Raw genomic sequence first — 12,371 nt, forward strand, 5'->3', positions numbered from 1 at the left:
TTTCTTTGGTCATAGGTAGTGCAGGGATACTGCTTACTTCACCTATCTCAGCAGAGCTTATACCAATTCTCTATAAAGCTGCCTAGAATAGGGCCTCAAGGATAAAGTCATAGCCGGTCAAGGAGGCGATGGCCTCGGCACTCAAGCTCTCAATTCTGTCTCACAGCTGCTTCCGCAACTGATCTAAAGTCTCGAAACATTTTCCCTTGAGCGGCGACTTCCGATGCTGCCAGAAGCGCTCAGCAGGATTGAGTTCGGTACTGTAGGGTGGTTGAAAGATAGGAATCAGGTTCTCCGGCCAGATGAGGGCTTTGGCTCGATGCACCTGGGCCTGATCCATCTGCATGACTGCCTCGCCTCATCCCCTCGACGGCTTTATCGGTTCCAGCCCCAGGCTGTTTGGGTCACTGGAGAGCGAATAGCAGTGAGCGAGACTGTTCTAGTGGACACTAAGATTAATCTCGACCTGGCTAGCCTTACTCAATCTGGCCAGTGGTACGCGGCGGTGATCGTGATGTTGTCCTGAGAGGTCACAGGCTGGTTGGGGTCTGGAAACTCCCCTGCTACCCAGGCTTCCAGCTCAACCATTGCTCGATGGTAGATGTCGTCCGGCACCCGCCACATATGGCTGTAGATGCGATCGCGATAGGCTTTCATAAGACTGTCCACTGTACTCTCGCGGGACAGCTCGGCAACCACCACTGTCTCTAGCTCTGCCCCCTGCTCGCGTAACCGCCCCAGCACATCCTCAGTGACCCCACCTGTAAACCCAGACGCATAGCCATAGCTCGATAGAATCTCTCTCCACTGCCGCCCAATGGCATCACGGCTAGCGGTTTTGTTGTTGGGATGGTGGAAGTAGATGAACACCCCCGATGGCTTCAGCACCCGGCGCAACTCATCCATCGCCGTTTGCCAATCAGCAATCAGGTGCAGGATGTGGGGGGCGACTGCAACATCAAAGCTGTTGTCTTCCAGCGGTAGCGCCGTCGCGTCAGCATTGATCAACGTCAGCCGGTGGGCCTTCCCTTCAAGCTTCTGCCTGAGCTTGTCCATCATGGCTTCAGACACATCGACCCCGGTGTAGACATAGCCCCGCTCGACTATGGGCAGCGCGACCCGCCCAGTGCCAATACCAGGCTCAAAGAAGGTGGTGTCGGGGGTAGCCCTTCCTAGCCTCAAAATCTCTGCTGTGAGCCGTTCAGAGACCTCTGGGGACAGAGTGCGGGTATTGTCGTAGAAGTTGGCGGCTCGGTCAAAGGAGATGGTCATAGGGGTGCCACAGAAAAGCCATTGACTACTCCCCGCGCTAAAGCGACGGGGATTCCCCGGAGGGATTACAGCACTTGTGAGCTAGGATCGACGCACCAGGTAGATCCCAAATTCTCAGACGCCTAGGCGAAGTCAAAGCGCCTCTCGCCGGGGTGCTTTGCATCCCGGTCACGTTTGCCTTGCGGCCAATATTAAACGCCCCATTCGCGTCGGCGTTGACCTCAACGCCAGCAGCAGAGCGGTAGGTTCCGCGCCGAATGCGCCGACCTGAAGCCTTCCAACCCTCGGGTTTTTCACCGTAGACGGGGATTGCATCAAGATCTAACGCTGACGCTTGCGACGTATAACTTTCCTCCTGCTCAATAAAGATAATGCCGTGCGCTTCGCAGAGCTGAGCGATTCTGGCTTTCAGTTTGCCCGTGGGGATTTGCACAAACTTTTGATTGGTTTTGCGGCCCATATTGGCCCCATCCTTTTGCCCCTGATTCCAGCCAAAGACCACAGTGCCAATGCCATGCTTCAGGCAGTGATTGATCACCACCCGAGCCGCCTTGTTGACGGCATGGCGCATCTGGCGATTACGCTTGCCCGTCAAACGGCCTAGCAGCTTACACCAGAAGGCTTGGGCCTTGCCCTCTTTGATGGTGGCCACCCGCTTGTTATAGAACTGGTTGAGCGCCTTCAGGTGCTTGCCGTCCACGATAAAGCTATGGCCCTCGCTGTCTACGCAGGTCAGCCAATTATTGATGCCGTGGTCAATGGCCAGTGACTTCTCAGGGTCTAGAGCGACGGGCACGACGGGGGGTGCTTCGCAGATCCAAACTGCATCAAAGTAGCCAGCCCTGGGGACAATCTGCACCTCTCTAACCTTTTCCCAGTCAAGGTTTGACGGGAAGGGCAGAAAGATTTCGGGTAGGTCGAACCAGACCTTACAGGCCGTTCCCATTGGCACCCTAACCTGACCATCAACCAACTTCAGCCACCGCTTAGGGTAACTAAGCTGAACCATGCCGCCAGACTTGCGGTAGTTGGGTGGTTTAGGCTTTTCAGACAGCCCACCGCTGCGCCATAACTTCAGCAGCTCCCGGTAGCCCTTGAACGCCTCACCCACGCTGATACAAGTCTGCTGGGCAGCGCTGGTATAGAGCGCCTTCATGTGGGCGTTGCGCGTCATCTGGCTAGACAGCCAGCGTCCATTTGAGAACTTGCCCTCCTTGAAATACAACTGCCTAGCCAGGTAAACCGTGCAGTTGTAGAGGTTGTTTGAAGCCGTGCAAAGATACTCCAGCGCTGCCCTCAAGGGAGGGTCGTCAGGGAGCTGGTTTACTTGTGCTGCAAAGGTTTTAGTCATAAAACAAATATACTATAATTGTAGATACATAGCAAGCCATCAACATGCGAGACGAATCCATTGACTATCGACACAGCAACCATTCGGTAGGGCTTGCCCACGTCCACCTGGTCTGGATTCCGAAGCGCAGAAAGAAGGTGCTGACCGGGGCTATCAAGCTGAGGCTGTCCGTCATCCTGAATGAGGTGGCCACCGAGAATGGCTGGTTAGTGAAAGCGCTGGAGATAGCCCCTGACCACGTTCACATCTTGGTGGAACACGGTTCACAGGTCGCTATCCACCAGATAGTTAAGGCGATGAAAGGCCGCTCATCAAGGCTGCTTAGGCAGGAGTTTCCGAACTTGTGCAAGCTGCCCAGCTTGTGGACGAAAAGCTATTTTTACGATACGACCGGAAAAGTTAGCACAGCCAAAATCATGGCCTACATCAACGACCCTCACCATGCCTGACGGCGGCTTTAGCCGCCGAGTCGCTTTTCCACCCCGCTCTAAAGAGACGGGGCTACCAAGCTCCCGAGCATTTTCGTGTCATTCCAGAAAAGGTTCAGCTATGGCCAGCTCGTTTCAAAACTATCCTGGCCACTGCCATAGACCAAATCTCCAAACTGCCGCCAGTGCGTCACTTCGTGTTCGGACATCGGCGGTGATGTGAGGGCAGTAAGATTAGCATCAAGGTCTTTGCGGGTTTGGGGTGCCGTTAGTGCTAACCGAATAGCGGGTTGATACAGCCCAAAGCGATAGCAATCAGACGCTGTTGCTGGGGCGGTAGGCCAGTCTGGATGCTTCTGAAGGAGCGTTCCCCACCGAGTGCTCGTAAAGGCAACAACGGGTATTTTAGCGGCCTCTGCCATGGGGAAGACGGTTTCTTCCGCCTTGCGGTGGGCCATGTTGTAGCGATGCATTAAAACATCACAGAGGGACTCTTGAATCAGCTGCTGGGCGATCGCACGGTTATGGGTTGTAATGCCAACATACCGAATCACTCCCTCAGATTTCCAACGATAGAGCTGATCCACTAGGGCTTCTACCTGCTTCCAATCGTCGGCAGGGGAGACATATTCGGCAAAGAGAATGTCTATCGTGTCGATATCGAAGGTCTGCTGGACCTGCTCAATGTACTGTTGCCAATGACTAATCTCCCGCCTTTCGCTACCAGTAGCCACGATGACTGACTCTCTATGCTGTCGTAATAGCGGCTTTAGATCGTTGACGATGGGGCTATCTCCAACGCCATAGGAAAAGAAGTAATTGACACCAGCCTGCCAAGCCAGTTCAACACAGCCTGACTCCATAGGTTCCTGCCCGGCCAATCCAATTAGGCTGGCGGAGTTGCCTTGAATTGTTTGAATCTCCATAGCCAGGGCTTTGTATCTACAGTTCCTGTGAATGAATGTCAGAAGACTACTCCTCAAAGGGTAAATCCTCTGGTTCCCAGAACGCCATCCATTCTTCACAGACTGCTATGGGCGCATGGTGGCTGAGGTCTATGCGGGTGGCCAGAACATCAACCTTCAGATGGTTAGCGAGGGCTATGCGGTGGTCTACACCCAATTCTGGGCAGCTGTCCCAATACAGATGATGCTCTACTAGCCGCTGAAGCCCAGGCCCGACAGCAGCGGCTGAACTTTTGGAGTCAGCCAAATCCTGTGATGCCCTGGGATTATCGGCAGAGTAATCGTTCTAGCTGATTTTGCCCGAAGCAGGCTAAAGTTCATGGGTTATGGCTCACGCCCCTATTAGGCCAGGTTGCCTGTTTTAAACTTGCGTGGGTGAGTTATTCCCAAAGTAACGGCGATACTATGCCAAAGTCCTATGACTGCATCGTTGTGGGGGCCGGGTTATCTGGGCTCGTCGCGGCCCGCAATCTCCATAGGGCCGGGCACAGCGTTCTTATCATCGAAGCGCAAGAAAGTTTGGGCGGTCGGATGGTGGGACGGCAATTGCCATCGGGCCAATGGATTGACTTTGGCGGACAGTGGGTAGGGCCGACTCAAGATCGGTTTCTAGCCCTGCTGGACGAGTATGGCGTCTGTCGATTCCCCTTTCCCGCTGAGGGCAAGAAAGTACTGTTGTTTGATGGCGTCCGTTACGAGTTTGACGGATTCTTCGAGGGGTTTCCCGAAGGAGAGCCCCCCCAGGTAAGCCAGGAAGAATGGCAGGATGCGATGACGGCTTGGCAGCGGTTTGAAGCTCTGGCTAAAACCCTATCCCCCGGCCACCCTCGCCGCAATGAGCACACGCAAGCGCTAGACAGTCAGACTTTTGCCCAGTGGATTGACGCTAATACGACAACAGCGTTTGGGCACTGGTACTTTGCCTATATGGTGCGTACCGTCGGCTTCCTTGGTCCGGCAGAACCCAGCCAGGTATCGCTTCTTCATGTGCTCTGGGGGCACACCTGCGCGTCCCAGGCCGAGTATCCAGAGGCCGAGCTGATCCGTGGTGGGGCAGGCCAGATGCCAGCTAAGCTTGCAGCTGAGTTGGGCGAGAACATTCGCCTGGGGGAACCCGTCCTACGCATTCACCAAAATGAGAGCGGGATTGAGGTTGAAACCACAAAGGGTCACTTTGCTGCCCAGTATGTCGTTGTTGCCATGCCGCCCCATCTAGCGGGCCGCATTCTTTACGACCCTCCCATGCCGCCGATGCGGGCACAGTTGACCCAACGAATGCCGATGGGCTGCTGCGCCAAGGTTCTGGTCTCCTACGACCGTCCCTTTTGGCGAGAGCAGGGGCTGGCGGGGCTGGCCATAGGAAACTGCCCATGGATTGAACTCTGCGCCGATGGCTCTGACCCAGAAACAGGCGTTGGAGTCATGGCCGCATTCATCGTGGGCGATCGCTATGGAGTTTGGCAATCCATGGGCAAGAATGAACGCCGGGCTGCTGTCCTTACCGACCTTGCCAATTACTTTGGCCCTGAAGCCCTTTCGCCTGCCTCCTACGATGAAGCTGACTGGCCCAGCAGACCTTGGACGGGAGGCGGGTATGCCGCCTTCATGCCCCCAGGTGTATGGACTAGCTATGGTGAAGCCCTGGTTGCTCCGGTCGGTCGGATTCACTGGGCGGGTACAGAAATAGCTGAGCGCTGGCCGGGTTTTTTTGATGGTGCCGTGCGCACAGGAGAGGCGGCAGCAGCGGCGATTATTGCCCTTCTGTAAAGGGCTAGAGAATTAGAATTGGATTTAGCGGAGGGGCGCTATGACTATCACAGCAGAGGACAGAATCAAAGTCATCCAGAACTCCTTAGCTGAGTTTGAGAAGGTCGCTGAGCCAGTTCTAGACGTAGAGATGGTCTACTTTGACCGTCCTGAAAACCACACGCTACGGATGGCCATCGAGCACTTCAGAGAGGGCTTGGGCGCTAACTGGCACGACTACATTCAGTCGGGCCTGAGCGATGAGCTAGTCACCAGCTTTGCTATGGTGGCCCATAATTTGGAGCCCAAGCCGTTGAAAGAAGCAATCCAGTGGCTGCACTTCACCACTCAAGACATGCTGCTACTGCGGGAGCGAGGGTAGCGGGGCGATCGCATATCTCCCCCTGGGCAACCTAAACCCAGGTAGATGCCATTTACTAAAAAGCCCCCGCCGAGCGCTATTGGGTAGCCACGGCAGGGGTTTTCTTTATCAAACAGAACATGGAGCGCTGAGTTAAGGGGTCGCTGTAGAAGGCAATGTTATGGCCTTCCATGCGGTACGAGGCCGCAGCAGATGAGTTGGGGGCTTAGCCAGGTGGGCCACCTCAATAAAGGCGCGATGGACAGATGGATCATGGTTAGCGGCCTGGGCTACCCGGTCAAAGTATCGTTGCAGCTGTTGGCTTAACCAACCAGGGCGATCGCCTGTGGTCATCTCCCAACGAAAATCTTCGCTGGTGGCCATTAGCCAAGGAGACATGAGTTCTTGCGCTAGCTGTTTCTGGAACCGAAGGCCTAATCCTTGACGTTGGGGATGCTGCATAGAGCTGTCCAGTAGTGACGCGCCCAGGGCCGCAGCCGTCATTCCCTGGCCATAAATCGGGTTAAATGCACAAACTGCATCCCCTACAGCTACGATCCCCTCGGGCAGAGTGGATAGCTTTTCAAAGTGACGCCAATGGTTTTCCGTGCGACGGTAGCACTGGATGGGGGAGATGGGTTCCCAGCCTCGAATGGCGTTAGCGATCGATGGATCTCGCAAACTTTGAGCGAAGGACAAAAACTCTTCCTCGTCAGATGAAGGATAATCTTTTTCAATACCACTGAGGGTAATCACACAGCGATCGCCCTCTACTGGGTAAAGCACTCCCCCTCGCCGAGTCACCCCTGGTTTGGCCGCAACAATTACGCCTTCTATCGCTCCCTCGCTCGGGCGTTGATACCAGCGACTAGCGTAGCCAATAAAGGAGTTTACAGTAATCTCGGGAGGGCGCTGGAAGCCCAGCTTTACCAGCCAGTCAGACAGCTTTGAATTACGGCCCGAGGCATCCACGATCCAATCAGCAGGTAGGGTGCCGGGTTCGCCGTTGATAGCCAAAACTACCCCAGTAATGCGGGTTGCATCATCAGTAGCCGTCAGGCCCGTCACAGTGGCGGCCTCTTGCACATTAAACCCAGGCATCTGGAGCAGGCGATCGCGCAGATACCACTCCAGCAATAGCCGACTACAAATCAGGCTTTTGAGGTTAGACACATGCCTGGGCATCCAGTCCCATAGGGTCAGAAATCGCCAGTCCGCTGTCCAGTCCAACAGCAATGCTCCCTGCTCGCTCAGATCCTCTGTCAGACCGGGGAAGAACGATTCAAGAATCTGGTGTCCCCGCATCAATAAGGCATGGACATGCTGAGCCTGGGGGATCCCTGGCCGAGGACTAGGGCCATCGTGAAAGCAATCACGTTCCAGCAACGTCACTTGGTCAAAGTGATTGAGCATTGCCCGCGCCGCCAGCAAACCAGCAATACTGCCACCAATAACAACGGCATGGGACATGGGTAAGGCAAGGTGAAATTTTGGGCAACTAAAAAGTGCTCCAATTGTATAGCAGTCGCCCAAATCTTCTGAGTGCCTGTGTTGACAGCACCGAGTCCTCTTCGTACTTGGGAAAGCCGTAAACAACCCCTGCCATCAGCAAGTAGTGACAGGAGAGGTTTTCGATCAACAGAGGCTTCAGAGCGCTTTTACTCGTCCTCGTCCAGGTAGGTTTCGCCTTCGTCTTCGTCCTCAATCTCCACGTCAGCCTCAGCGACAGCACCGCCGCCAATCTCCAGCTTCTCTCGCACCTGGGCCTCAACTTTCTGGGCAAATTCCGCATCCTCAAGCAGCCGCTGAATCGTGTTGTCGCGCCCCTGGCCCACGTTGTCGCCTTCGTAGCTGTACCAGGCTCCTTTGCGCACGATTACCCCGTGCTGCTCTGCTAGGTCAACCAGACAGCCCATCGTGGAGATGCCCTGGCCAAAGAGAATATCGAACTCGCCAATGCGGAAGGGCGGGGCCACCTTGTTTTTGGCCACTTTGACCTTGGCGCGAATGCCGTACTCTTCGGTGCCCTTCTTCAGGGTTTGGATGCGGCGAATGTCGAGGCGGACTGAGGCATAGAACTTGAGCGCATTGCCCCCGGTCGTGACCTCTGGGTTGCCGTAGGAGATGCCAATTTTCTGTCGCAGCTGGTTCAAGAAGATGACCGTACACTGCGACTTGCCAATGCTGCCGGTGATTTTCCGCAGCGCCTGACTCATCAACCTGGCCTGCAGGCCCACGTGGGCGTCGCCCATCTCCCCTTCGATCTCAGCCCGTGGCACCAGCGCCGCTACCGAGTCTACGACCACGACATCAATGGCCGACGACCGCACCAGCTGATCGACCACCTCCAGGCCCATCTCCCCCGTGTCGGGCTGGGACACCAGTAGATCATCGACATTGACTCCCAGAGCGGCAGCATAGATGGGGTCGAGGGCATGTTCTGCATCTACAAAAGCGGCGACCCCACCAGCCTTTTGCACCTCTGCAAGAACGTGCAGAGCCAATGTCGTTTTACCCGAACTCTCAGGGCCGTAGATTTCAATCACTCGTCCTTTAGGTAGGCCACCGCCCAGGGCCAGGTCGAGGGTTAGCGCTCCGGTGGAGATAGTTTCAACCTTCATTCGGGCAGCATCGCCCAGCCGCATGATCGCCCCTTTGCCAAAGTTGCGCTCAATCTGGCCTAGCACCATCGTCAGCGCTTTTGCCTTCTCCACCTGCTCGGGTGTTTTCTTGGGTGCTATGTCGTCCGCTTTGCTGCTTTTCCGGCCTGCCATGATTCCCTCGGTAGTACAGAACAAGACCCCTGAACCCCAGAACAGTTGTCTTTAGTGAATCAGTTTAGTACACTTGTTCCAAATCGCAATAGGTAGTTATCTATCTCAGGCGGAATGACTGAAACTAAGCCTCCGATGCGAGGGGAGGTGAGGCTATGGCCCAACAACACCTAACGACACTGATTGCGTCCTCTGGCTGGATGATGGCTGTGACCCGTCGGGCCAGTGATTATTACTGCTGGGTTATTACCCCCGAACTGGCCACCCTCAGCGATGGCGAAACCTACACGACCAGCCAGGATGCTCTAGATGCGGCCCGTAGCCTGGTGTACTGCACCATAGGGCCACAGGTAGACTTCAGCCGCTGCCGCCTTTACGACTAGCGATCGCCAGCAGCAGGACTAAGTTAAGGATTCACCCGGACTTAGCCAACCTCAGCCGTCTGTATTGCTCCAGCAAGGCTTTGATCAGCGCGAGAGGGATGCCCTCCTCTGACCTCGGGCCGAGGTTCGTAGTTCGTGAGGCTGGATGGTGGTTGACTTGTTAGTCTGGTACAGGTCATCTCCCGTCACCCAGGTGGCGATCGCTCTCTGAGACATCAGGGCTATGGGAAAGGCGGTTTTGGGCCTGACTACAGGCTTTCATGATCGCTGCTTGAGGCAAGGTTATTTTGTGGCCTGTTGCTGGGCGTGGTGCAAGTTTTTTTGATATTCGCCGATTTTTTGTTGAGCGATCGAGCCGATGGGGGGCAGCGGGGAGGCTGCCGGAGAATTGTTCGGGTCGGGGGTGGTTGGGGGTCCAGAGTTGGGCGGTGATGTGGGGGAAGCCGTGGAGTAGATCGCCACCGGATAGGTTGAGGATGACTGATGTACTCATGCAGTCCGGAGGGAGAAAAGAGCGAAAGGACTGACTAAAGGAAAGAGGACCTGAAGGGGTAGGCTGGTCATTGTTTTGACCAAACATAATGCTGACAAGTCGAGCGGGCTCCTCTAACAACACCGCCAATATCGTCAGGTGGGTTGGTCAAAATTAAGTGATGCTGCAACTGGTTACAGGCAGTGCTGAGCCAGTTTTCAGGAGATACACTCCAACGTCCTATGGTGGCGTTGGTAAGACCACTGATAATAGTCTTACCATCAGGACTTAAGGCGACAGAAGAAACCTCACTCGGATAATAGTCATAGTACCCCTGAACCGTTAAGGCTTGGCCGATGGGCTTGCCGGTCTGGGCATCCCATAGATGTACCGTGCTGTCCTCACTGCCGCTTGCGATGGTTTTACCGTCAGGACTGAAGGCAACAGACGAAACCGTATCATAATGTCCCGTAAAGGGTTGGCCCATGGGCTGCATAGTTTGGGTATCCCAAAGCCGTATAGTCTTGTCCTCACTGCCACTGACAACGGCATAGCCTAACCCTAAAGGAGTCTCTATGCGAACAGGACTGAAAGCAACAGCGTTGACCGCCTCATCATGCCCCGTCAAGGATTCACCGCTAGGCTCCCCAGTTTGGGCGTTCCACAGCCGCACTGTCTTATCTTTACTGCCACTGGCGATGGTTTTGCTGTCAGGACTGAAGGCGACAGACAAAACGGCATCCTCATGCCCTGTAAAAGGTTTGCCAATGAGCTTTCTAGTTTGGGCGTCCCACAGCCGCACTTTATTATCCTTACTGCCACTGGCGATGCTTTTGCTATCAGGGCTGAAGGCGAGGGACAAGACTGCATCCTCATGCCCTGTTAATGGTTGGCCAATGGGCTTTCCAGTTTGGGCATCCCACAGCCGTACCGTTTTGTCTAAATGACCACTGGCAATAATCTTGCCATCAGGACTGAAGGCCACAGATAAGATCTCATAACTATGATCTGTTTTTGTTAAGGGTTGACCGATAGGCTTGCCGGTTTGGGTATTCCATAGCCGTACCGTTCTGTCCAAGCTGCTGACCATGGTCTTGCCATCAGGGCTTATGGACACAGATCTCGTTTGGCCAATGAGTTTTCTAGTTTGGGTATCCCATAGCTGTACCGTATTATTCGAAAGGCCTATAACCACGATCTTGCCATCGGGACTGAAGGCAAAGGGTGCCAACCAACCAGAACCATCAACTTTAAAGGTTTCGCCAATGAGTTGTCCGGTTTGCACGTTCCACAGCTCTACCTGCTCATAAGTTTTACCGGCAACGGTTTTGCCATCAGGACTAAAAGCAACGGAGAGTATATAATCATCCAACTTTAGGGGTTGGCCGATGAGTTGTCCAGTTTGGGCATCCCACAGCCTTACTGTTTTGTCTCCACTGCCACTGGCAATGGTTTTGCCATCGCGGCTAAAGGCAACGGAAGAGACCGCCTCATCATGCCCCTTCAAAGGTTGGCCAATGGGTTTTCCAGTTTGAGCATTCCACAACTGTATGGTGTTGTCCCCGCTACCACTGGCAAGGATTCTGCCATCGGGACTAAAGGTAATGAAATAGATCGCATCCTCATGCCCTGTTAAGGGTTGGCCAATGGGCTTTCCAGTTTGAGTATCCCACAGCCGAATCGTCTTGTCCTCACTGCCACTGGCAAGGGTTTTGCCATCAGGACTGAATGTGACGGAATAGATCACATCATCATGCCCTGTTAAAGGTTGGCCGATGGGCTTTCCAGTTTGGGCATCCCACAACTGCATGGTGTTGTCCCAACTGCGGCTGACCATAGTTTTGCCATCGGGACTGGATGTGACCTCAGCGCCCTGCCCTGTGAAGGGATAGCTAAAGGGCTGGCTGGTTTGGACATCCCACAGCCGAATCGTCTTGTCCTTACTGCCACTGACAATAGTTTTACCATCAGGGCTAAAGGCGACGGACATCACCCTAGCCCCATGCCCTGTTAAGGATTGGCCAATAGATTGCCCGGTTTGAGCATCCCATCGCTCCACCGTCTTATCCTGACGACCAATAATAATGGTCTTGCCGTCAGGGCTAAAGGCAACGGCTAAGACCGCGTCATCAGAGTACATACTCAAGGGGCTACCAATGGGTTTTCTAGTCTGGGCATTCCATAGCCGCACCGTACTGTCATCACTGCCACTTGCAATGGTTTTACCATCGGGGCTAAAGGCAACAGCGTTGACCGCCTCATCATGCCCTTTATCATCCCTCTGCCCTGTTAAGGGTGGACCAGCGAGTTGTCTAGTTTGAGCATTCCATAGCCGCACGGTGTTGTCCCTGCCACCACTAACTATGGTCGAATGGCACTGACATAAGAGAGCAGAAAAGGCTTCAAGCGCTTGATCTGTAAAGATCGAAGCGTCGAAACCCAAAACCATGTCTCTATGATGCCGAATCGTGCGGATGTCCTCAAGGAGAAATACCAAAACAGTATCGGTCTACCCTTTGCCAAGGTTCTACCGGAAGCCGAAGTCCAGGCTGTAGTGGACGAACAAGGCATCGCCTATCGCCAAGTGCTCTACACCCCAATGGTAGTGCTGTGGAGTTG

At 54.4% G+C, this 12,371-nt stretch carries 12 protein-coding genes; 5 read left to right on the forward strand and 7 right to left on the reverse strand.

Annotated features, from left to right (window positions below):
* Positions 1-160: 160 nt before the first annotated feature.
* The 3 genes from LEPTO7104_RS35815 to LEPTO7104_RS0128505 all read right to left on the reverse strand — a co-directional run bounded on the left by LEPTO7104_RS35815 (position 161) and on the right by LEPTO7104_RS0128505 (position 2,623).
* Positions 161-340, reverse strand: a complete 180-nt coding sequence (locus tag LEPTO7104_RS35815; RefSeq protein WP_196358194.1) for a transposase — start codon at positions 338-340, stop codon at positions 161-163.
* A 140-nt stretch (positions 341-480) separates the two neighbouring features.
* On the reverse strand, positions 481-1,272 hold the full coding sequence (locus LEPTO7104_RS35820; protein ID WP_017301992.1) for a class I SAM-dependent methyltransferase: 792 nt from the start codon (positions 1,270-1,272) through the stop codon (positions 481-483).
* A 37-nt stretch (positions 1,273-1,309) separates the two neighbouring features.
* A complete protein-coding gene (locus tag LEPTO7104_RS0128505) occupies positions 1,310-2,623 on the reverse strand; it encodes an RNA-guided endonuclease InsQ/TnpB family protein (protein WP_017301993.1) in 1,314 nt (437 codons plus the stop codon).
* A gap of 44 nt (positions 2,624-2,667) precedes the next feature.
* Between LEPTO7104_RS0128505 and tnpA the strand changes: the two genes are divergently transcribed.
* A complete protein-coding gene (tnpA, locus tag LEPTO7104_RS0128510; protein WP_017301994.1) occupies positions 2,668-3,072 on the forward strand; it encodes an IS200/IS605 family transposase in 405 nt (134 codons plus the stop codon).
* Positions 3,073-3,170: 98 nt separating this feature from the next.
* On the opposite strand, the gene LEPTO7104_RS0128515 is transcribed toward tnpA, so the two are convergent.
* Complete coding sequence (locus LEPTO7104_RS0128515; protein WP_017301995.1) at positions 3,171-3,977, reverse strand: aldo/keto reductase; 807 nt, start codon at positions 3,975-3,977, stop codon at positions 3,171-3,173.
* 115 nt (positions 3,978-4,092) lie between these two features.
* Between LEPTO7104_RS0128515 and LEPTO7104_RS43900 the strand changes: the two genes are divergently transcribed.
* The 3 genes from LEPTO7104_RS43900 (at position 4,093) to LEPTO7104_RS0128530 (ending at position 6,144) form a co-directional block, all read left to right on the forward strand.
* The gene (locus LEPTO7104_RS43900) at positions 4,093-4,212 is read left to right on the forward strand and encodes a thermonuclease family protein (protein ID WP_017301996.1); all 120 of its coding nucleotides are present in this window, start codon (positions 4,093-4,095) and stop codon (positions 4,210-4,212) included.
* Between the two features lie 209 nt (positions 4,213-4,421).
* Positions 4,422-5,783 carry a flavin monoamine oxidase family protein gene (locus tag LEPTO7104_RS0128525; RefSeq protein WP_017301997.1) on the forward strand — a complete coding sequence of 454 codons (1,362 nt, stop codon included), beginning with the start codon at positions 4,422-4,424 and terminating at the stop codon, positions 5,781-5,783.
* Positions 5,784-5,823: 40 nt separating this feature from the next.
* Entirely contained in the window at positions 5,824-6,144 is a 321-nt protein-coding gene (locus LEPTO7104_RS0128530; protein ID WP_017301998.1) for a hypothetical protein, read from the forward strand.
* A gap of 132 nt (positions 6,145-6,276) precedes the next feature.
* Here LEPTO7104_RS0128530 and LEPTO7104_RS0128535 read toward each other — a convergent pair whose 3' ends face one another.
* Together LEPTO7104_RS0128535 and recA are read right to left on the reverse strand one after the other, a co-directional pair.
* A complete protein-coding gene (locus tag LEPTO7104_RS0128535; RefSeq protein ID WP_017301999.1) occupies positions 6,277-7,593 on the reverse strand; it encodes an NAD(P)/FAD-dependent oxidoreductase in 1,317 nt (438 codons plus the stop codon).
* A 188-nt stretch (positions 7,594-7,781) separates the two neighbouring features.
* Positions 7,782-8,897: a recombinase RecA gene (recA, locus tag LEPTO7104_RS0128540; protein WP_017302000.1), complete on the reverse strand. Its 1,116-nt coding sequence runs from the start codon at positions 8,895-8,897 to the stop codon at positions 7,782-7,784.
* 155 nt (positions 8,898-9,052) lie between these two features.
* Here recA and LEPTO7104_RS0128545 point away from each other — a divergent pair, with 155 nt between their 5' ends.
* Positions 9,053-9,280 carry a hypothetical protein gene (locus tag LEPTO7104_RS0128545; RefSeq protein ID WP_155523957.1) on the forward strand — a complete coding sequence of 76 codons (228 nt, stop codon included), beginning with the start codon at positions 9,053-9,055 and terminating at the stop codon, positions 9,278-9,280.
* A 560-nt stretch (positions 9,281-9,840) separates the two neighbouring features.
* On the opposite strand, the gene LEPTO7104_RS35825 is transcribed toward LEPTO7104_RS0128545, so the two are convergent.
* Positions 9,841-12,201, reverse strand: coding sequence for a WD40 repeat domain-containing protein (locus tag LEPTO7104_RS35825; protein ID WP_051158641.1), 2,361 nt, complete (start codon positions 12,199-12,201; stop codon positions 9,841-9,843).
* Positions 12,202-12,371 lie beyond the last annotated feature (170 nt).

The sequence above is a fragment of the Nodosilinea nodulosa PCC 7104 genome, assembly GCF_000309385.1.
Taxonomy (GTDB): domain Bacteria; phylum Cyanobacteriota; class Cyanobacteriia; order Phormidesmidales; family Phormidesmidaceae; genus Nodosilinea; species Nodosilinea nodulosa.

Coding starts and splice junctions, on each gene's coding strand:
- recA (WP_017302000.1), bottom strand. CDS start 8,897: ATGGCAGGCCGGAAAAGCAGCAAAGCGGACGACATAGCACCCAAGAAA.
- LEPTO7104_RS0128515 (WP_017301995.1), bottom strand. CDS start 3,977: ATGGAGATTCAAACAATTCAAGGCAACTCCGCCAGCCTAATTGGATTG.
- LEPTO7104_RS0128530 (WP_017301998.1), top strand. CDS start 5,824: ATGACTATCACAGCAGAGGACAGAATCAAAGTCATCCAGAACTCCTTA.
- LEPTO7104_RS0128545 (WP_155523957.1), top strand. CDS start 9,053: ATGGCCCAACAACACCTAACGACACTGATTGCGTCCTCTGGCTGGATG.
- LEPTO7104_RS0128525 (WP_017301997.1), top strand. CDS start 4,422: ATGCCAAAGTCCTATGACTGCATCGTTGTGGGGGCCGGGTTATCTGGG.
- LEPTO7104_RS35825 (WP_051158641.1), bottom strand. CDS start 12,201: ATGGTTTTGGGTTTCGACGCTTCGATCTTTACAGATCAAGCGCTTGAA.
- tnpA (WP_017301994.1), top strand. CDS start 2,668: ATGCGAGACGAATCCATTGACTATCGACACAGCAACCATTCGGTAGGG.
- LEPTO7104_RS43900 (WP_017301996.1), top strand. CDS start 4,093: ATGGTGGCTGAGGTCTATGCGGGTGGCCAGAACATCAACCTTCAGATG.
- LEPTO7104_RS35815 (WP_196358194.1), bottom strand. CDS start 340: ATGGATCAGGCCCAGGTGCATCGAGCCAAAGCCCTCATCTGGCCGGAG.
- LEPTO7104_RS0128505 (WP_017301993.1), bottom strand. CDS start 2,623: ATGACTAAAACCTTTGCAGCACAAGTAAACCAGCTCCCTGACGACCCT.
- LEPTO7104_RS35820 (WP_017301992.1), bottom strand. CDS start 1,272: ATGACCATCTCCTTTGACCGAGCCGCCAACTTCTACGACAATACCCGC.
- LEPTO7104_RS0128535 (WP_017301999.1), bottom strand. CDS start 7,593: ATGTCCCATGCCGTTGTTATTGGTGGCAGTATTGCTGGTTTGCTGGCG.